Source organism: Thalassospira profundimaris (assembly GCF_003326795.1).
Taxonomy (GTDB): domain Bacteria; phylum Pseudomonadota; class Alphaproteobacteria; order Rhodospirillales; family Thalassospiraceae; genus Thalassospira; species Thalassospira profundimaris_C.
The window spans coordinates 23627-50480 of the sequence record NZ_JPWI01000004.1; the positions used below are offsets into that span (position 1 = coordinate 23627).

The window sequence follows — 26854 nt, forward strand, 5'->3', positions numbered from 1 at the left end:
CTCAGTACAGTTTGCTATATTTGTATTGTATTGTGTCTGGTGACGTGCACTTGGGCAAGTCAAAGATATCTCTGTCATTGTGATGGAGGTATTCATGGCACGGGTTGCTTATCAAACACGCGCTGGCTGGCTGAGCGGCATGATGGGAATTGTGATTTTCAGTGGTTCCTTGCCTGCGACCAGACTGGCGGTGATGGATTTCGATCCGGTATTCCTGACTGTGGCCCGTGCTGCGATTGCCGGGTGTCTGGCGCTTGCGATCCTTCTGGTATCAAAGCCTGTACGACCGCAGAAATCGCAATGGACATCGCTTTTGGTGGTGGCGGGCGGCGTGGTTGTCGGCTTTCCGTTGCTGACGGCTCTTGCGCTTGAACATATCAGTTCTGCAAGATCGATTGTGTTTATCGGATTGCTGCCGCTTGCCACGGCGATTTTCGGGATGCTGCGTGGAGGCGAACGACCACGCCCGGTTTTCTGGCTGTTCTCGGTCTTGGGGAGTGTGCTGGTGGCCGGATTTGCAGCGATTGGCAGTGAACCCGGTGCGCTTTCAGGTGACCTTTATATGCTGGGCGCTGTCATTGTCTGTGGTCTTGGCTATGCCGAAGGCGGGAAGCTTTCGCGGCATCTTGGCGGGTGGCAGGTGATCTGCTGGGCGCTGGTGATATCGCTTGTTCCGATGGTAATCCTGTGCGGGCTGACACTGCCGGACAGTACCGACGCGATTGGACTATCGGCATGGCTTGGGCTTGGTTACGTGTCACTGTTTAGCATGCTGATCGGGTTTTTCTTCTGGTATCGCGGACTGGCATTGGGCGGGATCGCCACGGTCGGTCAGTTGCAGCTTTTACAACCCTTCATGGGATTGATGCTGGCTTCAATGATTTTGGCCGAGCCGGTCAGCTGGGCGATGATTGTCGTCACGCTTGCGGTTGTGTTGTGTGTTGCAGGGGCCAAAAAATTTGCCTGAATGGCGATATCGTCACTGGATCGGCTGCGTTGCGTCGGGATTGTCGTCCCGGGAATGCTGGCTCGGCCCCTTGTCGGGCCAATATTGCTCGTGAAGGCGGTCAATGAAGCCTTCATCAAGCAGGTCTTGCATGATCTGAGATATCTGTTCGGTGCGCGCCATCAGGGGGGATTTGCGCGAAACGGCCATATGGATGTCGTTGTGATGCCCTGACCGGAACGGGGCCTTGACGATTGTGTCTTCCAGATGATCGCGACGAATTTCGAAATCGGCGTTGGAATCCGATCCAACGATGGCATCAAGCCGTTTGGCATTGAGCATCCGAAGTAAAATGATCTCGCTGCCAGCTTCGAACTTATCAAGGGACGTGTCGCTATCAAACGGTTCAAAATAACGTGAATCGACCACAGCCCCAATGGTCAGATTGCGCAGATCGCCGTAATCGGTGATCGAAACCGGGTTTTCACGATTATAGTAAAAGACCGGTGTCACCTGGCTATAGGGCGGGGTGACGTAATGGGCAAATTCCGCGCGTTCTTTGGTGAAGGCAAAGCTTGTAAGGACATCTATTTGTCCGTCTTCAAGTGTTTTCAGACAACGCCGCCAGGGGCAGGGGTGCAAATCAAGTTCCAGTCCGAGGCGACGGGCAATTTCGGTGAGTAGCGCAACATCAATCCCGTGCCGGGAGCCATCTTCATCCTCAATCACAAACGGTTCCCAGACGGAAAATGCTGCAATCAGCAATCCGTTGTCGGTCCGGTTAAAGGATGGTTCGTGCGCATCTGTCGGGCCTGCGAAAAACAAACCTGCAAAAATTCCGGCCACAGCTGCGCCGATAGCACGGGTCAAAAAACGCGTGGCAGTTGTAAGGACAAGGCTGGATGGCATGGATATGATCATGAGCAAGATTTGTTGCGACAGGGTTTCCATCTTTTCATGTTAGAATTTAAACTGCCAAATCAAGAGAGACCGCACCGCGAGATATACGATTTCACAAGGTGGCGATGTCTGAACACAAGTTACGAAAGGTCATCTGACCATGCGTCTGTCCTATCGCGGGGTAATGCCCACCATCGATGAAACTGCGTTTATTGCCCCGAATGCGACAATTATCGGGGATGTTGAAATCGGGGCAGAGACCGGCATCTGGTTTGGCTGTGTTATTCGTGGTGACGTGCATGAAATCCGCATCGGATCACGTACCAATATTCAGGACCTGACGATGGTACATGTCGCGAAAGGCAAGTTCGGGACCTATATCGGTGATGATGTGACCATCGGCCATGCTGCGATTATTCATGCCTGCACACTTGAAGACCGAAGCTTTGTCGGGATGGGGGCCACTGTGATGGATGGTTGTGTGATCGAGCAGGGCGGCATGCTTGGTGCCAATGCACTACTTGCACCGGGCAAGCGTATTCCGGCCGGGGAATTGTGGGCAGGTGTGCCGGCGCGCAAGGTGCGCGATCTGACACAGGAAGAGATCGAGTTCTTCAAGGTATCTGCTGATCGCTATGCCGATTTGGCGCAGGAATATGTAAAATCCATCCCGGAAGATCTGAAATAAAGACTGCGGGACAAGGGGCGGTGCCAGGCATTTTCTTGCGCGGTTAAGTTGCAAAGTGGTTTGACGGCGCAAGGATTTTCTGCATCATTCAGCCCGGTTGCGAAAAGGGGATGCGTTCGCTCTCACATAATCAGGCATAACCGATCATAAAAACAAAACGGTATGCCAAGGCGTAAAGAAGGCGTGGGAAAATATGGCGGCTCGGCATTTTATGCCAGGCATCGCAATGCTGTTTGTCTTGTTGTTCGGGGGGATGCAAACAAGCTTTGCTGAACCGATCAGTGACTGTACGCGCCCGTTGGTGATCCGTGCATCCGAGACCTATAGCCCGTTTAGTATCAAAGATGCGAACGGTATGGCTGCGGGCATTGACAACCAGTTCATCGCACGGGTTATGCGCGCCACGGGGTGCGAATTCCAGTTTGTTTTCATGCCCTGGAAACGGGCCCTTTATGCGATCGAACATGGCGATATCGATATTCTGCCATCGGCATCCTTTACCGAGGAACGTGCCAGATATGGATTGTTTTCGGTTCCCTATCGCAATGACATCTTCGGGTTTGTGGTGCGCAAGGGGGACGCGCGACGCATCAAGCTGAGCAGTCTTGAAGATGTGGTGCGCCAGCAACTTGTGATCGGATATGTGCGCGGCGCCTATCGCGGCGAGGCATTCAAGACATTCAGCGAAAACCCGGAAAATGCCCCCTATATCGCAGACGTATCGATGGCACCCCATGGCACGCAGCTTTTGATGGCAAAGCGTATTGACCTCTTGTTGGGGCTTCCGGCGGCATATCTTGCGCAGGCCGAGGCGCTTGGTTTTAGTGGCGGGGTTGAAGAGCATCCGTTCATTCTGGCCAAAGAGCCAGTGCGGTTGATGTTCTCGTCCAAAACCATTTCGCCGCAGCTGGCCCGGAGATTATCAAACGCCATTACGCGTGAAACATTCACCGACAGCTATCACAGTCTTTTTGGAAATCAGAGTGTTAGCACCAATTAGCTCACACATCGATCTATGCTGTCTTGTGAAAGCAGATGGTCACCGGTTGATCCCGGTTGCGAAGTAAGCCGACTTGGTTTAGCAAGTTTCGATCTTCGACACTTAACGTGCCGTGCGCCACCACGCCCGGGCACAGGAAATGGACCGGGAATATGACGCGTTGGCAGGCAAATGCCGTTATCGTCTTTGTGGCCCTGATTTGGGGCACGACTTTTGTCGTTCAGCACACAAGTATGGAAAATATCGGCCCGCAATATTTTACGGGGGTGCGTTTTCTGCTTGGAACACTTGCAGTGTTGCCATTTGCACTTCGCGAGTTGCGCAAACTTGGTCGGGCCGGTCGTTCGCTTGATCGCGTAGATATCCTTGGCATGATCGCAACGGGCATTTCGATGTATCTTGCCAGTATTTTCCAGCAGATCGGCATCATGAGCACCACAGTGACCAATGCGGCGTTTCTGACCGCATTTTATGTGCCGACCGTGCCGGTTCTGGCCTATGTCGTGTTTCGCAGTCGTCCGCACTGGTCGGTCTGGCCGGGCGGGGCAATGTGCGTTTATGGTACCTATTTGCTGAGCGGCGGCGATCTAAGCGGACTTGGAAGCGGCGATTTGTGGGTCTTGGCCAGTGCCCTGTTCTGGGCAGTCCAGGTGGTTTTGATCGGGGTGATGGTCACGCGCACCAATGCGCCCGCGACTGTTGCTGCGACCCAGTTCTTTATTACCGGTCTCCTTGGCATGGCGATGGGGGCAATGACTGAAACATTCAGCATCGCCGACATTCAGAATGCCGGGTTTGAAATCCTGTATGCCGGGATCATGTCAGCCGGGGTGGCCTTTACCCTTCAGGCTGTTGCCCAGAATTACACCGAGGCATCCGATGCCGCCATTATCATGAGCGCCGAGGCGGTCTTTGCTGCGATTGCCGGGGCATGGTTCCTTGGCGAACGTCTGGCGCCAGAGGAATATGCAGGCTGCGGTGTGATCCTTGCTGCGATCATTGCTGTTCAATTGTTGCCATTGATGCGGCGTCGACCGTCGATTGCGATCTGATTGGGAATATCCGAACGATTGAATTGATACATGAAATGGCAGGTCACTTAATTGACCTGCCATTGACTTTTATCAAAGCAGGGTTCAAGTCTGTGGGTGTAAATGCGTTGCGTTCGCGATTGAGCTTCCTGCCGCGCCTCCATCAAATCCTGTGATCAGATCGAAGTACCTTTTATGCGTCATCAGAACACCCACCCATTCCGTTTCGCACTGATCGCGTCGGCGATGACTGTCGGCTTTGTCGCGTCAGCACGGGCTGAAAGCCCGGAAACCTTCCTGCATCGTCTTGCCGGACAAACGCCGGATATGGTGGAAGTGGCGAGTGCGGGGAACGCGCCCTTTGCCGATAAAGCGGCACTGGGCGAGGCGCTTTATTTCGATACCAATCTGTCGGCCAACCGTACACAGGCCTGTGCGACCTGTCATGAACCTTCGATGGCGTTCAAGGATCCACGCATGAATGTGGCCAATGGCGCCTTTTCTCTGGGGGACGATGGAAAAAGCCTTGGTGATCGAAATGCACCGATGGCAGCCTATGCGAAATTTTCACCGAAATTCCACGTGGGTGACGACGGCATTGCCGTCGGTGGCCAGTTCTGGGACGGGCGCGCAAGTGATCTTGCCGAACAGGCGGGTGGCCCGCCGCTTAACCCCATCGAAATGGGCATGAGTGACAAGGCAGGCGTGGTGGCGCGCCTTTTGGAAAATGACGACTATGTCGCCGGTTTCAAGGCGTTGTTTGGCGATGATATCTGGTCAGATAGTGACAAGGCCTATGGTGCCATGACGCAGGCGATTGCGGCTTTTGAGCAAGGCGATGACTTTGCGCCGTTTGACAGCAAATATGACCGTTTCCTGCGCGGTGAATATAAAATGACTCCGGAGGAAGAACTTGGACGGGTTCTGTTCTTCTCGCAGCAGTTCACCAACTGCAATACCTGTCATATGCTCAAGACCAGCCCGACCGCCGAGGGGGAGACATTCACCAATTATCAGTTCCACAATATCGGCGTGCCGCGCAACATTGCCACGCGCAAGGCCGTTGGAAAGGATACCGCCTTTACCGATAACGGGCTTCTGGACAATCCGGCGATTGATGATCCGGCCTATCGCGGCAAATACAAAACCCCGTCACTGCGTAATGTCGCAATCACGGGGCCTTATATGCATAACGGTGTGTTTGCGGATCTGGAAACCGTGGTGCGGTTCTATAACAAATATAACAGCAAGGCCAAAGCCAACCAGACCAACCCGGAAACCGGCAAGCCGTGGGGCGCGCCCGAAGTTTCCGATACCATCTCGATAAAGGAGCTAGAGCAGGGTGATGCTCTTGATGACCAGCGCATCAAGGCTGTTGTTGCCTTCCTCAAGACCTTGACTGATGCACGATATGAACCGCTTTTGGTCGAACACGAAAAAGCAGCCGCCAATTAGGGCTTGAGCGTTTCGATCACCGCACTTTGCGCAAGGTCGCCAAAACCGGCCCGGCTGGCAGTTTCGAAGACATCGTATGCTGCCTGTCCGACCGGGACAGAAATGCCATATTCTTTGGTCATGGCAAGCGCATAGGATGCATCCTTTGCCCGAAGTGCCGTGGTGAAATGGATCCCCTCATGGTGGTTTCCGCTAATCATGCCCGGTACGGTTACAAGTCCCGACCCGCTGGCATTCGCGCCAATTGAAAATGTTTCGGCCACGGTTGCACCGTCCAATCCGGCCTTCTGGGCAACCGCCACCAATTCAGCCGCAGCGGCAATATGAACTGCGCCCAGCAAATTATGCATCAGTTTGTAAACCGTTCCTGACCCTACCGGGCCGAAATGCACGATCCGTTTGCCTGTGTCCTCAAGGATCGGCCGGATGCGGTCAAGATCGGCCGGTTCCGTGCCGATCAAAAATATCGTGTTGCCAGCTTCGATGTCGGCGGGAATACCCGTGACAGGTGCGTCGATATAGGTATGTCCGGCATTTGAAACCGTCCTGGCAAGATCAAGCACAAAGGCATGCGAAAGGGTGGAGCATTCAATGGCGATTGTCCCGGGGCTCATTGCCTCAAGCGCGCCGTCATCACCAAGCCACACGGCTTTTGCGGCTTTGTCGTCTGCCATGAATGAAATGATGGTATCGACGCCGGTGGCGGCAAGTGCAGGGGTGGCGCAGGCAACTGCACCCAGTGCGACCAGCGGTTCAAGCTTGTCCGGGCTGCGGTTCCAGACCTGTATCTGATAGCCTTTGGAAAGAAGGCGTTTGATCATGGCGGCGGCCATGCGACCTGCGCCGAGAAAACCGATTTTCTGTGTCATGTGCGTTGCTTTTAACTGGTAAATGTTTTCCGATGGTTTCGCAAAGATCGTGCGCAGTCAATTGATTACCCGGCGGGAAGCTGAAGTGCAAAGAAACACCACCTGTTTAAATGTAATCGCCGTCCTGGGTACACTTCTGATGTACGGATGTGGCTGGAGGGCAAACAGTTCTGATACTGCGTCTTATCGCATGATCCCGCTTGTGCCTGATCCGGACGGAGAAAAGCATTGTTCACAGGATTAAAAATGGTGCGTGCAGCTTGCCCAGGATGCCGACACGGGAGGCGTTTTGGTTTCCGTCACACGGGATGGTAAACCGGGCCGCGAACGGACACTGGCTTATGATATCCTGACTGATGCCGATTCCTTCGGCGCGACAGATCGCGAAGTTTGGCCGTTTCTGACCACGGCTTCCGACAGGTCAGCCGATGTTCTTGTCGGGGTGATCAGTGCCGTCAATGTTGGCTATTCCGGTGGCGGTACCGAGGCGCATTTTCTTGACGTGATCAGGCTGGATGCAGGTGACGGTCCGTCGTTATCGACAAACCCGGTTGTCCTGTCGGTGCCAATTGGTGCGGTGAAAATGATCCGGGCCTGTTTTAGCGAAGCCGACATCCAGAAGCGCCGGGATGTCTGCCGCGACGAATATCGGTTTGCGGCCGATATTCGTTTGAGCCACCACGGGATGGTTGGTTTGCCAGAGATCGAATATGCAAGCAGGGCAACGGCATTTCCCGCGACCGCATCGCTTGATCAGGATTCAACGCAGTTGCCAGGCTTGCGAGATGAAGACCTTGTGGAAAGGGTCGATGAAAGATGCAGTTTTGACCGTATCTTTCGGTTTGATGTCGCAAACGGGCGTTATGAACCGGATGTGCGGTTGCCCGACTGCGACGACTATCTGATGCCTTAGGGGACAAATAGCCGTCGCCGGGGCGTGTGCTGGTTTTGGATTATGACAGGGTGACTTTTACATATTCACCCGGTGCCGGGCCAAGCACCTTGAGCTTGCCGTCACCTTCCTTGCGCGCCGGGACCTTGCCGCCGGAGCGGCGGCTGATCCAGTTCTGCCAGTCCGTCCACCATGACCCTTCGTGCTGGGTGGCCTTGGCCATCCAGTCATCGGGGTTGGCGGGCGTACGGTTATAGGTCCAGTAGCAATATTTCTTGGCCGCAGGCGGATTGACCACGCCGGCAATATGGCCCGACGCGGACAGGACAAATTTCACCTGTCCGGACATCAATTGCGTTCCGGCATAGGTCGCCTGCCAGGGCGCGATATGGTCTTCGCGGGTCGACAGGAAGTAAACCGGGATCTTGATATCGCGCAGGTCAATCGGCTGACCGAGAATCGAGATGCCGCCCGGTTCGCGCAACAGGTTCTTGTTATACATGTTGCGCAAATAGAAGCTGTGCATGGCCTTGGGCATGCGGGTGGAATCGGAATTCCAGTACAGCAGGTCAAACGGGAAGGGATCCTTGCCCAGCATGTAATTTGATACGACAAAGGACCAGATCAGGTCATTGGCACGCAGCATATTAAACGACATCGACATATCCCGGCCATCGAGATAGCCCTCCTTGGACATGTTGCGTTCAAGGCTTTCGATCTGTTCGTCATCTACAAAGACCGAAAGTTCACCCGGCTTTTCAAAATCGGTGAGTGTTGTAAAGAACGTCGCCGATTTGATCCGCTCGTCACCGGTCTTGGCCATATAGGCAAGGGTGGAGCTAAGAAGTGTGCCGCCCAGACAATAGCCAATGGCGTTGATCTCAGTTTCACCGGTGGCCTGTTCGATCATGTCGAGCGCCGCAAGCACGCCTTCCTTGGCGTAATCTTCGAACGACTTTTCGGCAAGTTTGCTGTCAGGATTGACCCACGACAGGACAAATACGGTATGCCCCTGATCAACCGCCCATTTGATGAAGGAATTTTCCGGGCGCAGATCAAGGATGTAATATTTGTTGATCCATGGTGGAACGATCATCAGCGGGCGTTTGGCGACCTGATCGGTGCTGGGACTGTATTGCAGCAATTCCATCAAGGGCGTTCTGCCGATCACCGATCCCTTGCTGGTGGCGACATTTTCCCCGATCTTGAAGGCATCAAGATCCGTCATGCGGATTTGCAGCTTGCCCTTGCCACGTTCAAGATCGCCTAAAAGATTCTGCAAGCCCTTGAGCAGGTTTTCGCCACCGGTTTCGATGGTGGTGCGCAGAACTTCCGGATTGGTCATCAGGAAGTTGGTTGGCGAAATCGCATCGACAAACTGGCGGGTATAGAATTCGACTTTCTGGGCGGTCTTGTCGTCCAGCCCGTCAACATCATGGACCAGATTCTGCATCCATTGCGACGAAAGCAAATAGGACTGCTTGATGTAATCAAACAGTTCGTTGTTTTCCCATGCCTCGTCCCGGAAGCGACGGTCACCCTTTTGGGGTGTGACGACCGGTTCGGATTCTTCGCCCAGCATGCGCAAGGTGGTGTTGTGCCACAGCGTATAATATTGCTGCCAAAGTTCCATCTGGGCTTCGACCAGCTTGGCCGGATTTTGCATGATATGGGTGGTCAGTTCGGCAAATGCCGACCCGATATTGAGCGGATCCGGGTCCGAGATTTCCGGGTCTTCTGCCTGTTTTGCAAGAAATTCAGACACAAGTCGTTGACTTCTCTCGGCAATTTCTGCCATTGCTGCAGATAGTTTTTCGGGATCCGGGTGCGTGATTTCGGTTTCGATGGCCTGTTGATCGCTCATGGGGCATTCCCTTATGATACCGCCGCAGATACTCGGTGACTTCAAAACGTTTTGGGCTTCTTTGCAATATCGCAAGACTTTTAGCGTTTTATGTGTTCGGTATCTGAAAGGCGCTCCGGGTTGAAACTCTGCTTGATCCCAAGCTTATCATGGTCTTAGCCTAGCGCGTCGCCAAGGGGTAGTACAAGAATTATAAGGTGACGTTTCTGCGGATATTTTAACGCAAGGGTCATCCAACTGAATTTGGAGCAGCGAAAACAAATGGGCGTTCTGAAATCGACGACAGGGCAGTGGTCGTGGCAGGAAACTGCAAGGGGGAAGCTGCGGATGGTTCTGCAGACCGGCTCTGCGCTGGCGGTGGTGCTGACTTTGGGCGCATGTTCCTCTGTTCCTGATGCCATCAATCCGGTCGAATGGGGGAAGTCGGTCGGGGACATGTTTGACGGCGATGACGAAACCGCCGGTGCCAAATCCGGGGAAGCGATTCCCGGTGAAGATGGCGAATATCCGAATCTTTCCGATACCCCGAACAAGCCGATTGTTACTGGTGATGCCGAACGCGATGCGCTGATCGCTGGTCTTGCTGCTGATCGCGCCAATGCACAATATTCCCAGTCTGGCCGCCGTCAAAGCAGCCCGCCGGTCAATGCTCTTGAAGCCGCGCCGCAAGTAACCGCTGCCCAGCCGGTTATTGCTCCGGCGCCGACCACCCCGGTTACGACCAGTGCTATGGCTTCGACGACGTCGGCTTCTGCTGCGACGACCGCTGCAACAACCAGTGCCGTTACTTCGGCACCGACCGGCTCGTCAATCGCCGATGAATGGAATGCCAAGTCGCCTGTATCCGGTCCGGTTCCAACCCCGGAACCGGCACCTGAACGCCCGGCAGTGATTGCCGGTGCCGCCGCCGGTGGTGCTGCAGTTGCAGGGGCATCGGGCGGTTCTGCTGCTGATGCGCGCGCCCAGCAGCTTGCTGCCTATGAGGCTGCCCAGAAGTCGTCAGGTGATCCGGTGATGGATCAGTATCAGCGTCGCCTTGCCGAAGGTCAGGGCGTCTTTGCCGATGAACCCGGTGTTGCGGTCGATTCCGGTCAGGGATTTGACTATTCGCTTTATTCCGATAACGGGTCGGTCATTGTCGATGAAAGCCAGCTTGGCGGCAGTGCCCCGGTCTATGGCGAATCCGGCATGGTCGATATGACCGTGACCAATGATGCGCTTGCCGCGCGTCTTGGTGTCGGTTCCGTTGACCAGTTGCCGCCGGCCATTAACGGCATGCAGATCGCCCAGATCCAGTTCGCCCATGGTTCGACCAATCTTGGCGGAACCGACAATGCCGTCCTGCAACAGGTTGCAAGCACCTGGCAGCAGACGGGCGGGGTTCTGCGCATCATCGGTCACGCGTCGATGCGCACCGGCAATATGTCGCTTGAACAGCATCAGGCGGTGAACCGTCGTGTGTCCGAAGGTCGTGCATCCTCGGTCGTCTCACGCCTGTTGGCGATGGGTGTCAGCCCGAATGCGATCTTTGTCGGTGCCGACGGCTCAGCTGATCCGCGTTATTACGAAGGTGTTCCGGCAGGTGAAGCCGGGAACCGTCGTGTCGAAATCTATCTGGATTACTGATCGCCACTGGCAAGGTGATCGATTGAACATGGTGTCTGGCAGACTTGCCGGGTGACGCTTTTGGCAGCGCGAAGGGAGAAATCCTTTCGCGCTGTTGTCGTTTCAAGACGGTTTTGGCTATGACGCCTGCAAGGGCGCGATTAATCCTGAATTTCGGAAATATTGCCGAATTTGCGCCGTCGGTTTGCCGCAAACGCGAATTAACCATGGATCGGGCGCATTAATTCGTTGAGTATGATTTCCATAAAAGGTACATCCTTCGAATTGTACGCTTCTTCGGGCCTGTTTTGATGGCTCAAACGCAATTTTCGTGAATTCGACGATGTGCTTTTCGCATAAAATTCGAAATTCGGCAATTTGATGAGGATGTAGGATAATGTCCCAAGACTTCCACCGCATAAAACGTCTCCCGCCCTATGTATTCGCAGAAGTAAATGCGATGAAGGCGGCGGCGCGGCGAGCGGGTGAGGACATTATCGATTTCGGCATGGGCAATCCGGATCCGGCCACGCCGCAACACATTGTCGACAAACTGGTCGAGACTGTTCAGAACCCGCGCACCCATGGTTATTCGATGTCGCGCGGGATCCCCGGCCTGCGCAAGGCGCTTGCGGCCTATTATGATCGTCGTTTTGGTGTTGATATCGATCCGGAAACCGAAACCGTTGTCACCATTGGTTCCAAGGAAGGTCTTGCGAATCTTGCTGCGGCGATCACCAGCCCGGGTGATATCTTTTTGGTGCCAAACCCGTCCTATCCGATCCATGCCTTCGGTTTTATCATTGCCGGTGCGGCTTTGCGCCATATTCCGATCGGGCATGATGATCAGGGAACGTTTAACACCGAAAGCTTTATGGAGCAGCTCCATCGCGCGGTGAAACATTCGGTCCCGAAACCAAGCGCGGTCGTTCTGAACTTCCCGGCAAACCCGACTGCACTGGTGGTTGATCTGGCCTTCTATCAGGAGGTGGTTGATTTCTGCCGCAAGCATGAAATCTATGTCCTGTCTGATATCGCCTATGCCGAGATTTATTTTGATGGCAACCCGCCGCCCTCGATCCTGCAATGCAAGGGGGCAAAGGATATTGCTGTTGAATTCTATTCGCTGTCGAAAACCTACTCGATGGCAGGCTGGCGTATCGGTTTTGCCACCGGCAACAAAAAGCTGATCAATGCGCTGACCCGTATCAAATCCTATCTTGATTACGGTGCCTTTACCCCGGTTCAGGTCGCGGCAACGGCGGCACTTAATGGCCCGCAGGATTGCGTTGAAGGGTTCCGTAATCTGTATCGTGAACGTCGTGATATCTTTATCGAAGGTGCGCAAAGTGCGGGTTGGAACATTCCGAGCCCGGCAGCAACCATGTTTGCATGGGCACCGATCCCCGAACCGTTCGTAGAGCTGGGATCGCTTGATTTCTCAAAGCTTCTTTTGCAGGAAGCAGGGGTGGCTGTGGCACCGGGTCTTGGCTTTGGTGAATATGGTGATCGTCATGTGCGCATTGCACTGGTCGAGAACAAACACCGCATCCGTCAGGCCAACCGCAACATCAAACAGTTCTTTGCCAAATGTCCTGATGCAGAATCTGCACGTGAACTGTTGAAGAAATCTTTCTGATATCCGATAAAGCATTCTGTGTTTCGCCCGGGACATGTCCCGGGCGTTATTTTATCAGGACGCGATAACCGGTTTCGGTTATCTGCGCGCTTGCGAAACGAACCACGTGCTTAAGGAGTTATCGTGAAAGACGTCGTAAAAATCGGTGTGGCAGGCCTGGGTACGGTCGGTGCCGGAACCGTTAAGCTGCTGAGTGAACATCGCGACATTCTGGCCGACCGTTCGGGTCGTCAGATCGTCGTTACAGCGGTATCGGCGCGTGATCGAACTCGTGATCGTGGTTTTTCGACAGAAGGCCTGACCTGGTACGACGACGCCCGCGATCTTGCTGCGGACAAGGAAATCGACATTCTGGTCGAACTGATCGGTGGCTCCGAAGGCATCGCCTATGATGTCTGCAAGACCGCCCTTGAAAACGGCAAGCATGTCGTGACCGCCAACAAGGCGTTGATCGCACTCAAGGGCGTTGAACTGGCCCAGATTGCCGATGCCAACAATGTCACCATCGCCTATGAAGCAGCAGTTGCCGGTGGTATTCCGGTGATCAAGGCGCTGCGTGAAGGTCTGGCAGGGAATGCGATTTCTCGCGTTACCGGGATTCTGAACGGCACGTGCAACTATATCCTGACCACCATGCGTGAACAGGGGCGCGACTTTGCCGATGTTCTGGCCGAGGCACAGAAACTTGGCTATGCCGAGGCCGATCCGACCTTTGACGTTGATGGCATTGATGCCGCGCACAAACTTGCGATTCTCGCCAGCCTGGCATTCGGGGTCGAAGTTGATTTTGACGCGGTTGCTGTCGAAGGCATTCGCAGTGTGTCGGCCCTTGATATCCAGCTTGCCGAAGAACTTGGCTATCGCATCAAGCTGCTTGGTATTGCCAAACAGACTGCCGAAGGCATTGAACAGCGCGTTTCCCCGGTCATGGTCAGCCGTTCAACCCAGATTTCCAAGGTCGAGGGCGTGTTTAACGCCGTTGCCCTTGAAGGTGACTATGTTGGTCCGGTGGTTCTTCAGGGCCGCGGGGCGGGGGAACGTCCGACTGCATCGGCGGTGGTGGCCGATATCGTTGATATTGCTGCGGGCCGCAATGCCCCTGTATTCGGTGTTCCTGCCGAACGTCTTAAGAAGAATGTGCGTGCGTCACTCGAAAAGCATACCGGCGCCTATTACCTGCGCCTGATGGTATGGGATCGTCCGGGTGTCATGGCCGAAGTCACCGCGACCCTTGCCAAGCATGGAGTGTCGATGGCATCGATGATCCAGCATGGCCGGGCCGAAACCGAAGGCGGTGTTGTGCCGGTTGTGATCGTCGCCCACGAAACGACCGAAGCGGCGATGTCCGGCGCTGTTCATGATATCGCAGCCTTCGAAAGCAATTCGCAGCCGCCGGTTCTGATGCGGATCGAAAGTTTCGCATCTTAAAACTTTAAAGCTCAAAGCGCCTCGTACCTGTCAAGATGCGGGGCGCTGTTGTAAAGTTTCGACGCAAAAATAACAAAATCAAGAAATAGAAAACAACAACGAGACGGGGCCCCCAGACCCTGCATCACACTACGAGGAAGATAATATGGATCGAAATCTAGCGCTTGAAACGGTTCGCGTGACCGAGGCAGCAGCACTTGCGTGCTCGGGCCTGATGGGACGTGGCGACGAAAAGGCAGCCGACCAGGCCGCCGTTGACGCGATGCGTAACGCGCTTAACAGCATGGATATCAAAGGCACGGTCGTGATCGGCGAAGGCGAACGCGACGAAGCCCCGATGCTGTTCATTGGCGAAGAAGTCGGTTCGGGCAATGGCCCGGAAATCGACATTGCGCTTGATCCGCTTGAAGGTACGACCATCTGCGCAACCGGTGGCCCGAACTCTTTGGCCGTTGTCGCGATGGCAGAAAAGGGCGGCTTCCTGAATGCGCCTGATACCTATATGGACAAAATCGCCGTTGGTGGCGGTCTTCCCGAGGACGTTGTCGATCTTGACGCGACCCCGCAAGAAAACCTCAAAAGCCTTGCACTGGCGAAGGGTTGCGATGTTGCCGATCTGGTTGTGTGCATTCTTGATCGCCCGCGCCATCAGGAAATCATCGCCAAAACCCGCGAAGCTGGTGCACGCATCATGCTGATTGGTGATGGTGACGTTGCCGGTGTGATCGCGACCTCGCAGAAAACCTCGGGCATTGATCTTTACATGGGGACTGGCGGCGCACCGGAAGGCGTTCTTGCCGCAGCAGCCCTTCGTTGCATTGGTGGCCAGTTCCAGGGTCGTCTTGTTTTCCGCAACGACGATGAAATCGCGCGTGCGAAGAAATGGGGCATTGAAGACCTGACCCGCAAATACAAGCTGGGTGAACTTGCCAAGGGCAATGTCATGTTTGCCGCAACCGGCGTGACTGATGGTGCGATGCTGCGCGGTGTGCGCCGCTTCGCCAATGGTGCTGAAACTGAAAGCATCGTGATGCGTTCGCAGTCCGGTACTGTGCGCTATGTCCGCGCCGTTCACGATTTCAGCCGGAAAATCTGGTACAAATAAGCAACCGGATATCTGATCTTCAAAAAGGGAGTGCCGCGATATAAGTCCGGGCACTCCCTTTTTTCGTTTAATGACTTGCAGGGCAGGGCGGACTGGGGTACACCCGGCGCCCCCTTCAAGATAGCCAATGATCGGAGCCTGCCTGATGTCTGAAATTATTGCCCTTGATTTCGGTACGACCAATTCTGTTCTTGCGGTCGCAGATAGTGCAGGCAATGTCCAGTCGGCAAAGTTTGAAGTCGGTGCTAACAGCTTTGATACCTATCGCACGATCCTCTATTTCTGGGAGGAACAGGAGCTGACAGCGCCCGGCGCGCCGACCCATTCCAGAAGCTGTTCCGGCCCGTTCGCGATTGCCGAATATCTTAAGGAAAGCCACGACTGCCGTCTGATCCAGTCGATGAAATCCTACCTTGCGGCCAAGGATTTTGAGGGAACCGAAATTTTCGGAACGACCTATTCGATCGAAGACCTGATTGGCACGTTCCTGACGCAAATCCATCACTTCGCGCAGCACAGCCTTGGCTGGTTGGGGCAGCGGGTGATTTCCGGGCGTCCTGTCGCCTTTGCGGGGAGCAACCCCGATAATGACTTTGCCGAAATGCGCCTGCGCGGGGCTTATGAACAGGCCGGGTTCGATGTTGAAGCCATGGTGTTTGAACCGCTCGCAGCTTCCTATTATTACGGGCGCGAGCTTGATAAACCTGAAACCGTTCTGGTGGCCGACTTTGGCGGGGGGACCAGTGACTTTTCGCTGATCCGCTTTACGCCCGGTCTTGGCATTCGCGGCGTGCAACCCTTGGCCCATACCGGTCTTGGCATTGCAGGCGACCGGTTTGACTATCGCATCATTCAAAAGGCCGTCTGGCCGCGCCTTGGCTTTGGCTCGGAATATAAGTCGATGGGCGCGACGTTGCCGGTGCCGCGTCAATATTACACGGCCTTTTCGCGCTGGCATGAACTTGCCATGATGAATCAGCCCAAAACCATCAACGAAATCAAAAGCCTGATCCGTTCGGCGACCCGCCCCGATGATATCGAGGATCTGGTAGCCATCATCGAGGATGAAATGGGCTTCCACCTTTATCAGACGGTGTCCAAGGCCAAGGCAGAACTGTCAGATCGCGATAGCACGATCCTGCAATTCTCCCATGGCGGGGTCGAGATCGAAGAAAAACTGACCCGTGCCGATTTCGAAACCGCGATTGCACCCGACCTTGCCGATATTGAACAGGCGGCGAAAAACTGCCTTGAGCAATCCGGTCTTGATGCCCGCGATGTGTCAAAAGTCTTCATGACCGGCGGGACTTCCTATGTCCCGGCCGTTCGGAAAATCTTTGAAGACGGCTTTGGCAAAGACCGCATCGAAATCGGCCAGCCGTTCCTGTCAGTCGCCCATGGTCTTGCGCTTATTGCCGCGGATGAGGGCATTGTTTAGTGTTGAGATTTCTTGCTCGCGAGGGCGCGTATTGCTGCTCCAATAATAGCCCCAGTCAGTAAGAATATTACGATAATGAGGATATTTCCTTGTGAGGTGGTTGGTTCAATAATCGCGATAGCTATTAGTCCAGATAGAATACCCAAAACTGCACCAATACTCGATATCTTGAAAACTTCTTTTAACACTACTGCTCTCCATCGTTGAAAAGTAATGTTACCTTAATACCTGTCTTGTCTATCCATTGTTGCAGAGCTAGTCGGATTGTTTCAAAATCCCAACCTGTGCGCCATAGTTCCGGCGGTTGTTCTACATCCGAGACCCATTTTCGCATAACTTGATCTGCTTGGGCGGCATTTACGACATTCTTCAAGTCAAGGACAATAATCTTCGATTGCTTCCCGTGGGTCGGAGCCCAAGCAATTAAAAAGGGCCCAACACTACTAAGGTCGGCACCTTCCAGATTTGCTGCCTTTATGGCATTTTGACCAGCTTGCAGATTGTATCGTTCAACGGCAGTCGGGCAGACAGAGTCCGCAGTTCCCGTTGTTAGCTGCGATGCAACTGCATCCTCACTAACTGGCCAAACGGTTACCATCTGTTTTTCTTTAGGTATAGGTAGTTGGAACGAGACAGTTAGGCTTGAGACATAAGCTTTGCAGATAATTTCGTGTCGTTGCCGCTCGTTACTCGATGAAGCTTTTATTGGAAAGGCAATGATTCCGTAAGCAGCATAGTCTGTGGGTGGATATTGTGTCGGGCCAGCAAAAATTCGGGAGGCTGTGAAGGTTTCATTGGGAGAGAGACCGGGGGGCAAGACCGGTTGTGAGGAGGCTGTAACCAGAACGCCGGGAGATGAGCTTGATGCAAGTACGGACGACCACTCGCTAGCAGGAGTGGTTCGAAAAAGAAAACCTGTAGGGATGCTTACACTAGTAGAAATCATCCCTATGTTTGCACCAGCCTCACTGGTCAAGTTCAAAGAGCCGTTGTTCCAGTTTGCTATTACCAAACAGCCTCCCAGAGTTTTGAGTGCTAAGGTTCCATCCTTTCGATAAGACAACACATTAAACGCGTTTGATAGGTCCTCTGTGCGTACTACTTGGCAGGAAAATATTTCTCTCAAATATGGTTGGTTATTTGGCGAGGTTAATTCAGCAAATGCCTCGTTTGGGATGTTTTCCCACATTGTGTTCTTTGGGGCAAAGAAGATCGCGGGACCGCTATCCTCTATTTCGTTAGCAAGCCCGGAAAGGTTAAATAACTCAGACGATATCGTGAAGCCATCAGGGCTTAATTGGGAAGAGTCAGTGGTATCAGCACTGTTAGTTTGAATACTATCTTGTGCAAACGCGAGAGGGGCAGAGGTGAGGAAAAATACGACACTATAGAATACAATTCTTAGCGACAACATGGTGCACCTCTTACTGACTGATTTATCTAAAATGTATATTCTTGCCTTCTAATTATCAATTTTTAGTTGGTTGCGCGTCGTAGCTAAAGATTCGCGATTTTCATCGCATAGGGGCGCTGATCAGCAGGAAAAATCCCCGCTGCACATGACATCAAGCAACACAAAGGCGCTGACCAGTAGCCCGATGGCAAGGCCGCTCAGGGCATAAAGCCAGATGCCAAGCTGATGACGGCGAAACACCCATGGCAGAATGCCACCGGCAAGGCAAAGCACCGGGAAGGCGAGGACGCTGAAAAACAGGAACTGGGTAAGGATGTTTTCCTCTGACCCCGGGGCGTCGAACATCATGGGTGAGAACATCACCAAAGGCATCGACATCACAGCACCAAGCACGGAAAGGACGGTCAATCCGATCCGCAGGCCTTTTTTCTGGTTCATTGCTCGTATCCGTTTGTTTTGTTGATTGTTGTCTCAGTCTGCACAGCTTTGAGTTGTCTGCAAGTCATCGTGACATTGTGAACTTTTCCACAATGCGCAAACGCATCTTCTTTTCGGTTTGAGAAATCACACCTATCTTGAATCTCAATAAGCCCGACCTGTTGAAACAGGATCGGAGAAATGGTGTTCAGGGAGGAACGCAAATGAATAGCGAAAGTGACGCACATGTGATCGAACGGCTGACCGGCCAAAACCTGCCAGCCTTGCCGCTTGGCGCGACCAATGACCAGATGGTTGATATCTCTAGTCTTGCGGGGCGCTCCGTCGTTTATGCCTATCCGCGCACAGCCGAACCGGGTGTTCCGTCGCCCGAAGGATGGGATGAAATCCCCGGTGCCAAGGGCTGCACGCCGCAATCCTGTTCGTTCCGCGATCATGCGGCCGAATTGCGGGCGGTCGGGGTGGAAAACCTTTACGGGCTTTCAAGCCAGACCACAGACTATCAGAAAGAGGCCGCTGAACGCCTTCATCTGCCATTTACGCTGTTGTCCGATGCCGATCACCGCTTCAAGGAAGCCATGGCAATGCCTGATTTCGAAGCCGATGGCATGCGCCTGTTCAAGCGGCTGACTATGGTCATTGATGATGGCAAAATCACCAAGGTTTTCTATCCCGTCGATGATCCGGCAGCCGATGCCGAGAATGTCCTTAAATGGTGTGGAGACAACCCGCGCGGGTGAAATCGCATGGCCGGTGACGAAGTTTGCCGAACTTCAAATTATCCGGTTTAAGCGTGCCCGAGATTGCGCTATTTCATAGGGCATGAAAGATCACGCACAAGAAACGACATTCATGGGTATCGAACGTTCCGTCACCGGCAAATGGTGGCGCGAACGCGCAAGCGATGAACGATTGGCAACCACGATTTCGCAACGCTTTGGCGTGCCGGAAATCGTTGGCAGGGTGATGGCAAATCGGGGCATAGGTCTTGATGATGCCGAAAGTTTCCTGTCGCCGACCTTGCGCGATCTGATGCCTGATCCGTCATCCTTGCAGGATATGGACAAGGCCGCATCGCGCATTGCCGATGCGATTGAAAAGGGCGAGAAAATCGCCGTTTTCGGCGACTATGATGTTGATGGCGCAACCAGTACGGCACTGTTAAAGCGTTTCTTTGCTGCGCTGGGCGCGGATGTTCCGGTCCATATTCCTGATCGCATGACCGAGGGGTACGGCCCGAATGCCCCCGCACTTCTGGCCTTGCAACGCAATGGTGCCAACCTGATCCTGACCGTGGATTGCGGGGTGACGGCCTATGCCCCGTTGCAGGAGGCCAAAGATGCCGGGATCGAGATCATTGTTGTCGATCACCATGCTGCCGAGCCTGAATTGCCGCCCGCCATTGCGGTGGTTAACCCCAATCGACTTGATGATGAAAGCGGCCTTGGGCATTTATGTGCCGCTGGCGTGGCGTTTTTGCTGTGTGTGGCGATGCTGCGTGAATTGCGCAATCGCGGCTGGCTTGAAAAGGCCGGTATTCGCGCCCCGGATTTGCGCAACTGGCTTGATCTGGTGGCGCTTGGGACCGTGTGTGACGTGGTGCCGTTGCGCGGACTAAACCGCGCCTTTGTCACGCAGGGGCTTAAGGTCATGAAGCATCGTTCAAATGTCGGCATGACATCCCTTGCCGATGTGGCGGGGGTGAATGAAACGCCAAGTGCCTATCACCTTGGATATGTGCTGGGGCCGCGTGTGAATGCCGGTGGGCGCGTTGGTGAGAGTTTTCTGGGGACCACCCTGCTTTCAGGGGATAACCCCGCCCAGGCGCAAGATATCGCGCGCAAGCTTGATGAATATAACCGCGAACGCAAGGCAATCGAGGATATCGTCCTTGATCAGGCGATCAGCGCGGTCGAAGGACAGTCAAAGGTCGCGTCAATGGTGCTGGTCGGCGGGGATGACTGGCATCCTGGTGTGATCGGCATCGTCGCCAGCAGGCTTAAGGATCGCTATCACGTGCCGTCGCTTGTGATGGGGCTTGTGGATGGCGTTTATAAGGGGTCGGGCCGTTCTGTGCGCGGTATCGATCTTGGTGCTGCGATCATTGCAGCGCGTCAGGCCGGGCTTTTGATCAATGGCGGTGGCCATGGCATGGCGGCGGGCTTTACGCTTGATCCCGAAAAGCGCGATGCGTTTGAGGCCTTTCTTGAAGAACGGTTTGCCAAAATCATCGAAGAAAATGATATTCGCCCGACCATCGCGGTGGATGGCGCGCTTCACGCCCATGGGGCAACGATTGAGCTGATCAATGCGCTTGAAAAGCTTGGCCCGTTCGGGGCCGGCAATGCCGAGCCGCGGTTCGTGTTTGTTGATTGTCGTGCGATCAAGGCCGATGTGGTCGGCGCCGACCATGTACGTTGTATCCTGACCGGGGCCAATGGCAAGGGACGGCTTAAGGCAATTGCTTTCAGATGCCTTGATAACGATATGGGGCAGACCCTGATCAAGCATGGCGGGCGTCCGTTGCATATTCTCGGACATCTGCGTCGTGATACCTGGCAGGGCAATGAGGGTGTGCAACTGATTATTGACGACGTTGCATTGCCTGTTTGATCTATCAGCGGTTTTGGATGGCGGGCACCGGTTCCAGAGCGGTGTCAAAAATTCTGGCAGCTGCCATGTAACGCAAAGGCTTGCCGTTCCGTGATGATGGGATTATCCCAGATAACATCATGACAGAACACACAAAACACTCGCCCCCCATTGCGCGGACCAGTCATTTCATTCTGGTGCTCGCGCCGATCCTTCTGGCTTTCTCGCTCAGCCAGTTTTTCCGTTCGGCCCAGGCTCTTTTGGCCGAACCCTTGCGTGTTGAACTTGCCGTCACCCCGGAACAGCTTGGGCTGGTTTCCGGCAGCTTCCACTTTGCCTTTGCCCTGATGCAGATACCGGTTGGCGTGATGCTTGACCGCTATGGGCCGCGCCTTACCAATGGCATCCTGATGCTTGGTACTGTGGCGGGCGTGATCATCTTTGCCAATGCTCATAGCGTCATCGGTCTGATGATCGGGCAGGCGGTGATCGGGCTTGGCTGTTCAGCTGCTTTCATGGCCGCGCTTGTTCTTGCCGCGCGCTGGACTGCACCCGAAAAATTCGCAGCCGCATCGGGACTTATTGTCTCCTTTAGTCTGCTGGGTGTTCTGGCCTCGGCAACGCCACTGGCAGCCCTTGTCGAAACTCATGGCTGGCGAACAGTTTATTTTGGTCTGGCCGCGATCAGTTTGGTTTCGGTGGTGCTTGATCTTTTGTTCGTGCGCGATACGCCTCCCGGTCATGCGGTTGTTGATCGCAAGGGCGAAACGGTCCTTGATGCCCTTAAGGGCATGGTGTCTGTCTGGAAGAATCGTCAGGTCTGGCTGTTGTCGGGTGTCGCATTCTTTAGCTATCCGGCGATCCTGACAGTACGCGGATTGTGGGGCGGGCCGTATTTGCATGATGTCTTCGCACTTGGCCCGGTCGAAGTTGGCAATGTGTTGCTGATCATGACAATCGGCATGATCCTTGGGCCGCCAGCCTATGGACAGCTTTCACGCAAATTTCCGGCCAAGACCCAGGGACTGATTGTCTTTGCCGTTCTGGTCGGGGCAGGGGCCTGTTTGCTTCAGGCCTTTCTCGGGCCCTGGGGCGTTGGCGTGGCGGCTGTTCTGATGCTGATTCACGGCTTTATCGGGTCCAGTGCAACGCTGAGCTATGCTGCTTCCCGGCAGGCTGTCCCGGAACATCAGATTGGCCGTGCGCTTACCACTGTCAATCTGGCGACCTTTGCCGGGCTTTTTGTGTTGCAGGGCGTTGCCGGTCTGATCATCGGACAGTTTGAGGCCGGTGCACCGGAAGCATATCAGTCAATGTTTGTGTTTTTGGGAATCGGTCTTGGCGTTGCGGGGATTACCTTCTGGTTCGGTGCAAAACGCAAAAAGGACTGATCTGGAAATATTTTTTCCATCCATATCGACCTTGACGGGGGATGAATTCATTCTCATCTGGCAGGTGGATGGAAAAAATGAACCATCAGGTTAAACATCAAGGCCTGGTTTTTTCGGGATTGGGCGGGATATCGCCCTATTTTCGGTGGGGGATTAAAAAAAACGTCATAAGGGCGAAAAAGCCGCTTGACCTGACCCGACCCAATCGCTAAAAACCGGCCTCGTTAACGCGCTGCGTCCCCTTCGTCTAGAGGCCTAGGACACTGCCCTTTCACGGCGGCAACAGGGGTTCGAATCCCCTAGGGGACGCCACTCGTTAACATGATGACTTCGATTGGTGCCATGTCCCCTTCGTCTAGAGGCCTAGGACACTGCCCTTTCACGGCGGCAACAGGGGTTCGAATCCCCTAGGGGACGCCACTCGTTAACATGATGACTTCGATTGGTGCCATGTCCCCTTCGTCTAGAGGCCTAGGACACTGCCCTTTCACGGCGGCAACAGGGGTTCGAATCCCCTAGGGGACGCCACCAACCGAAAGTCATTTGACATTGGCACATCGTGCTTGTGTCCCCTTCGTCTAGAGGCCTAGGACACTGCCCTTTCACGGCGGCAACAGGGGTTCGAATCCCCTAGGGGACGCCATCTTTCTTTGCGAAAGATGGTATACTTACTGATAAATGCTCGCAACTAAGGTTGGCGGGCATTTTTTATTGCCAGATTACCCTTCAGTATTCGGTTCGCGGATCATTCATTAGATTCGGGTTGTTCTTGAACTCTTTGATCAAAATGTGCCCAATCTCTTTTTGTTTCTCTCTTTCGATTTCATGCAGGTTATTTAATAGGTTAAGGGAAGACGCTTCTAGCTTTGGTGTCTTCAGGCGGTCAGGGTACGCTGCTATGAACCACAGATGCATTGCTTGGAATTCCGCTGGTGACCTTTTGACGAGCCGCAAATAATCCTCAACGCACGTGAAAAGTAACAAATCGTTCTGCATATCTGAAAACTGATTCCTTGCTACATCATTCCGAGTTTTTTCATCCTTGGTGCGACCAACATGTTTAAAGGCATTTCTGTATAGATTTCGTGCTTTAAAGTACCGATTCTGATCAATGCGTGGGTTCGAAGCAATAACGGCACTGTGAAAAGGCTGCTCTCCAGCTTGTTCGCATAGATCGGAAAGTATCTCACTTGCTGCTCCTGCAAGGGTGTGTACCGAGACCGGATCGCTATTGTCGAAAAACAATTGAATTGCTGTCAGCAGTTGTTGGCGAGCGATATGCAATATGTCCATGTAGCTATCCTAAAATCTGAAGCGCTGCTGTCGCACGATTTTCTTTTTGTGCTGACGATACCGCCGTGTGAGGCTTTCACGCAGCTGTTCTGCCGTCGGGCGCGGCAGTTCGATGGGTGCGCGCGGGGCAGGTGTGCCCGGATTGGCGTCATCATCGGTCAAATCGTTTTCGGATGCTGTATCGGCAAACAGATCGACCGGGTCGGCCTGATCAGCGGCAAACAGGTCGGTGACCCCGACGCCGAGAAGCCGGTATTTTGTGCCGTCGATTTCCTTTTTCAGCAATGTCAGTGCGGCTTCGAGGATTACGTCTTCACGCAGCGACGGATAGGTCAGGCGCATATTGCGGGTGCGGAGTTTGAAATCCGATGATTTCAATTTCAGGACCACGGTATGTCCGGCGATTTCCTTGCGCGCCAGGTCGCTGGCAACACGTGCGGTCAGACGGGTGGCGATGGCGGTTAGTTCATCGAGACCCGCGATATCGTCATTGAATGTGGTTTCCGATGACAGGCTTTTGCGTTCGCTGCTTTGTTCAACCCGGCGATTATCCTGCCCGCGTGAGAAATAGTAGAACCGCTTGCCGATGCTGCCATAGCGCCCCTGCAGGGCATGGATATCAAGCTCCTGAAGCTGTCCGATGGTGGTGATGCCATCGTCATGCAGTTTGCGCTCCATGGCCGGGCCAACGCCCCACATCATGCGCACAGGCTTGTCGGCGAGAAAATCAACGGCCTCGGCCGCGCCGATCATGGAAAATCCGAACGGCTTGTTCAGGTCTGAGGCGATCTTGGCCAAAAACTTGTTATAGGAAAGACCGATGGAAACGGTGATACCGACTTCCTTGCGGATGGTTGATTGCAGCTCTACCAGACATTCGGCGGCTGATTTGCCATGGGTTTCCTGTGCACCGGAAAGGTCCATAAAGGCCTCGTCAATCGATAGTGGTTCGATATCCGGGGTAAGTACCCGCATCATGTCGCGAATGCGATATCCTTCGCGCTGATACTTGGCCATGTCAGGTTTCAGAAAAACACCGTCCGGGCACAATTCCCGCGCCTTGAAGGCAGGCATGGCTGAACGGACGCCATATTTGCGCGCGACATAGCAGCAGGTCGAGACAACCCCGCGATGGCCGCCGCCGATGATGACAGGGGCATCAATCAATTCCGGCCGGTCGCGCTTTTCAATGGATGCATAAAACGCGTCGCAATCAAGATGTCCGATGCAAAGTTCGGGCAGTTCGGCATGGGCAATCGCGCGTTTGCCGCCACAGGCCGGGCAGGGCACATAGGAACCCGCACCGCTTTTGGGCAGTGTCTTGTCAAGATGCAGTCGCCATTTGTGATGGCAGTCTGGGCAAAGCGCGTACAACATATCTATTTGTACTTCTTTTGTTCCTTTGGTGCCAAGGGGTGAAATGTGCAAATCCACTTGATGATCAAAGGTTCCTGTCAGTCTTTGTCAGGAGGTGGTTCTGAACAGAAAAAGCCGGGGAAATCCCCGGCCTGTTAGGAGTTGATCACGCGTGGCGTCAGATCACTTTTGCTTTTGCGCAGCCTTCTGGGCACGCTTTGCGCGGCGCTGACGGGCAATCATGTTGTCGATATAGCGTCCCTGGAACAGGGTAATGCCAAGCGATTGGCCGAATTTGATCGCGGTCGGCGTATCGCACCGGCACAGAATAACGCGTTCACGACCGGAATTTTTCACAAGGTTGTCCATCTCGGAATATTTCTTGCGAATGACATTATCGGTCATTTCTTCGCGCCAAGCGACTTTGATGAAGTCGGCCTTCAGCCTGTTGCGATCAACAAATGAAAGCGATTCCACCGTCAGGTTATCGATCAGAATGCGATAGCCGCGCTTGTGGAAGTCATCGCGCACACTGAGATAGGTTTCAAGGTTCGAAAAAAGATCAACCTGATTAAGCTCGATAATCACATTGCCCGGCCATTTGCTGCGCACGGTTTCATCGAACTTGTCAAAATCCTTGGAGGTCAGGGTTCCAAGATTAAGGTTGATCGAGAACGAGCTGGCATGGGTCTTGAACGTCCGCTTGCACAGGTAATTGAGCATGCGTTTGTCCAGAACTTCGGTCATGTGCTGGAACAGCCAGCGGTTCGACGCCAGATCGATATTGGGCATCAGCGCATTGCGCAAATCGGTAATCGATACAAAGAATTCGTCAAAGACCGGATGCAGTTCCTTGGATCCGCCATGGGCAAAGACGCAAACCGGTTGCTGGCGGATATGCTCGGACAAATCGGCTGTATGGATGGTTTCTTCAAGCTGGGCCAGATTTTCAGCGTTGATCGGGCTAAGCGCCTGATCCTTTTCACGTTGAAGGGCGGTGCGCATGTTGCTGCTTTGCTGCAGCTTCTTGGCACGCTCGTCAAGGTGCTGGCACAGAAGAAGGAATTCCTGAAACTCGGTATTGAGGTTGTACCATGTGCAAAAACCGGTTTCCTCGCTGTCATCCTGTGACAGGGGATCATCGCGGAACAGATAGCGCAGGGTATCAACAGCCGGTTCGACATCGGCGATCGATTTGTCTTTCCAGACAAAGATCAGATCATTGTTGGTCAGAACAAAGATACGCCCGACATACAGCTTCACATAGCTTTCAAAGGTATTGGTCGCCACACGAATGTGATAGTCGCGGCGATGGAACGGTTTCATGCGCGATAGATGAATATGCACAGCACGGTGCCCGTATTTGCGGGTTTCAAGCCGTTGGACATAATCCAGCAACAGGTATTCCTGTAGGGCCTGTTGGCCATATTGCTGCGGTTCAATCACGCGGGACCCCTGAAAGAGAATCTGTTTTTATCGTTACGGCCTCGTTCCATACACCGAAGACCGA

General features: G+C 53.9%; 22 protein-coding genes and 4 tRNA genes. 18 read left to right on the top strand and 8 right to left on the bottom strand.

The window, feature by feature from the left end:
• Positions 1-94 precede the first annotated feature (94 nt).
• Positions 95-967, top strand: coding sequence for a DMT family transporter (locus tag TH30_RS07955; protein ID WP_114097565.1), 873 nt, complete (start codon positions 95-97; stop codon positions 965-967).
• Between the two features lie 12 nt (positions 968-979).
• Here TH30_RS07955 and TH30_RS07960 read toward each other — a convergent pair whose 3' ends face one another.
• Positions 980-1855: a substrate-binding periplasmic protein gene (locus tag TH30_RS07960; protein ID WP_181850182.1), complete on the bottom strand. Its 876-nt coding sequence runs from the start codon at positions 1853-1855 to the stop codon at positions 980-982.
• 151 nt (positions 1856-2006) lie between these two features.
• On the opposite strand from TH30_RS07960, the gene TH30_RS07965 reads away from it, so the two are divergent.
• The 4 genes from TH30_RS07965 to TH30_RS07980 all read left to right on the top strand — a co-directional run bounded on the left by TH30_RS07965 (position 2007) and on the right by TH30_RS07980 (position 6020).
• Positions 2007-2534: a gamma carbonic anhydrase family protein gene (locus tag TH30_RS07965; RefSeq protein ID WP_114097567.1), complete on the top strand. Its 528-nt coding sequence runs from the start codon at positions 2007-2009 to the stop codon at positions 2532-2534.
• 211 nt (positions 2535-2745) lie between these two features.
• Positions 2746-3534 (top strand): substrate-binding periplasmic protein, encoded by a 789-nt coding sequence (locus TH30_RS07970; protein ID WP_181850183.1) that lies wholly within the window; start codon positions 2746-2748, stop codon positions 3532-3534.
• A gap of 152 nt (positions 3535-3686) precedes the next feature.
• Complete coding sequence (locus TH30_RS07975; RefSeq protein WP_114097569.1) at positions 3687-4586, top strand: DMT family transporter; 900 nt, start codon at positions 3687-3689, stop codon at positions 4584-4586.
• 174 nt (positions 4587-4760) lie between these two features.
• Positions 4761-6020 (top strand): cytochrome-c peroxidase, encoded by a 1260-nt coding sequence (locus TH30_RS07980; protein WP_258548650.1) that lies wholly within the window; start codon positions 4761-4763, stop codon positions 6018-6020.
• On the opposite strand, the gene TH30_RS07985 is transcribed toward TH30_RS07980, so the two are convergent.
• Entirely contained in the window at positions 6017-6889 is an 873-nt protein-coding gene (locus TH30_RS07985; protein WP_114097570.1) for an NAD(P)-dependent oxidoreductase, read from the bottom strand. The genes TH30_RS07980 and TH30_RS07985 overlap by 4 nt on opposite strands.
• Positions 6890-7142: 253 nt before the next feature.
• Between TH30_RS07985 and TH30_RS07990 the strand changes: the two genes are divergently transcribed.
• Positions 7143-7802, top strand: a complete 660-nt coding sequence (locus TH30_RS07990; protein WP_114097571.1) for a hypothetical protein — start codon at positions 7143-7145, stop codon at positions 7800-7802.
• 40 nt (positions 7803-7842) lie between these two features.
• Here the strand turns inward: TH30_RS07990 and TH30_RS07995 are convergent, their stop codons facing one another.
• Entirely contained in the window at positions 7843-9645 is a 1803-nt protein-coding gene (locus TH30_RS07995) for a PHA/PHB synthase family protein (RefSeq protein ID WP_114097572.1), read from the bottom strand.
• A 327-nt stretch (positions 9646-9972) separates the two neighbouring features.
• Between TH30_RS07995 and TH30_RS08000 the strand changes: the two genes are divergently transcribed.
• The 5 genes from TH30_RS08000 to TH30_RS08020 all read left to right on the top strand — a co-directional run bounded on the left by TH30_RS08000 (position 9973) and on the right by TH30_RS08020 (position 16860).
• Positions 9973-11271 (top strand): OmpA family protein, encoded by a 1299-nt coding sequence (locus TH30_RS08000; RefSeq protein ID WP_258548651.1) that lies wholly within the window; start codon positions 9973-9975, stop codon positions 11269-11271.
• A gap of 376 nt (positions 11272-11647) precedes the next feature.
• A complete protein-coding gene (locus TH30_RS08005; RefSeq protein WP_114097574.1) occupies positions 11648-12889 on the top strand; it encodes an LL-diaminopimelate aminotransferase in 1242 nt (413 codons plus the stop codon).
• Positions 12890-13012: 123 nt separating this feature from the next.
• A complete protein-coding gene (locus tag TH30_RS08010) occupies positions 13013-14317 on the top strand; it encodes a homoserine dehydrogenase (protein WP_114097575.1) in 1305 nt (434 codons plus the stop codon).
• 145 nt (positions 14318-14462) lie between these two features.
• Positions 14463-15422: a class II fructose-bisphosphatase gene (glpX, locus tag TH30_RS08015; RefSeq protein ID WP_114097576.1), complete on the top strand. Its 960-nt coding sequence runs from the start codon at positions 14463-14465 to the stop codon at positions 15420-15422.
• 145 nt (positions 15423-15567) lie between these two features.
• Entirely contained in the window at positions 15568-16860 is a 1293-nt protein-coding gene (locus TH30_RS08020) for an Hsp70 family protein (protein WP_114097762.1), read from the top strand.
• A gap of 187 nt (positions 16861-17047) precedes the next feature.
• Here TH30_RS08020 and TH30_RS08030 read toward each other — a convergent pair whose 3' ends face one another.
• Together TH30_RS08030 and TH30_RS08035 are read right to left on the bottom strand one after the other, a co-directional pair.
• A complete protein-coding gene (locus TH30_RS08030; RefSeq protein ID WP_114097578.1) occupies positions 17048-18274 on the bottom strand; it encodes a hypothetical protein in 1227 nt (408 codons plus the stop codon).
• Between the two features lie 120 nt (positions 18275-18394).
• Positions 18395-18712 (bottom strand): hypothetical protein, encoded by a 318-nt coding sequence (locus tag TH30_RS08035; RefSeq protein WP_258548652.1) that lies wholly within the window; start codon positions 18710-18712, stop codon positions 18395-18397.
• Between the two features lie 203 nt (positions 18713-18915).
• Here TH30_RS08035 and TH30_RS08040 point away from each other — a divergent pair, with 203 nt between their 5' ends.
• From TH30_RS08040 to TH30_RS08070, 7 genes are all read left to right on the top strand, one after another.
• Positions 18916-19452: a peroxiredoxin gene (locus TH30_RS08040; RefSeq protein WP_114097579.1), complete on the top strand. Its 537-nt coding sequence runs from the start codon at positions 18916-18918 to the stop codon at positions 19450-19452.
• Between the two features lie 112 nt (positions 19453-19564).
• Positions 19565-21325: a single-stranded-DNA-specific exonuclease RecJ gene (gene recJ / locus TH30_RS08045; RefSeq protein WP_114097764.1), complete on the top strand. Its 1761-nt coding sequence runs from the start codon at positions 19565-19567 to the stop codon at positions 21323-21325.
• 119 nt (positions 21326-21444) lie between these two features.
• A complete protein-coding gene (locus TH30_RS08050) occupies positions 21445-22695 on the top strand; it encodes an MFS transporter (RefSeq protein WP_114097765.1) in 1251 nt (416 codons plus the stop codon).
• Between the two features lie 236 nt (positions 22696-22931).
• A tRNA-Glu gene (locus tag TH30_RS08055) sits at positions 22932-23007 on the top strand.
• A 32-nt stretch (positions 23008-23039) separates the two neighbouring features.
• A tRNA-Glu gene (locus TH30_RS08060) sits at positions 23040-23115 on the top strand.
• Between the two features lie 32 nt (positions 23116-23147).
• Positions 23148-23223 (top strand) — tRNA-Glu (locus tag TH30_RS08065).
• Positions 23224-23262: 39 nt separating this feature from the next.
• Positions 23263-23338: transfer RNA gene (locus tag TH30_RS08070), tRNA-Glu, on the top strand.
• Between the two features lie 83 nt (positions 23339-23421).
• Here TH30_RS08070 and TH30_RS08075 read toward each other — a convergent pair.
• From TH30_RS08075 to TH30_RS08085, 3 genes are all read right to left on the bottom strand, one after another.
• The gene (locus TH30_RS08075) at positions 23422-23988 is read right to left on the bottom strand and encodes a hypothetical protein (protein ID WP_114097580.1); all 567 of its coding nucleotides are present in this window, start codon (positions 23986-23988) and stop codon (positions 23422-23424) included.
• A gap of 9 nt (positions 23989-23997) precedes the next feature.
• Entirely contained in the window at positions 23998-25365 is a 1368-nt protein-coding gene (locus tag TH30_RS08080; RefSeq protein ID WP_114097581.1) for a DNA polymerase IV, read from the bottom strand.
• A gap of 162 nt (positions 25366-25527) precedes the next feature.
• On the bottom strand, positions 25528-26790 hold the full coding sequence (locus TH30_RS08085) for an EAL domain-containing protein (protein ID WP_114097582.1): 1263 nt from the start codon (positions 26788-26790) through the stop codon (positions 25528-25530).
• Positions 26791-26854: the final 64 nt, after the last annotated feature.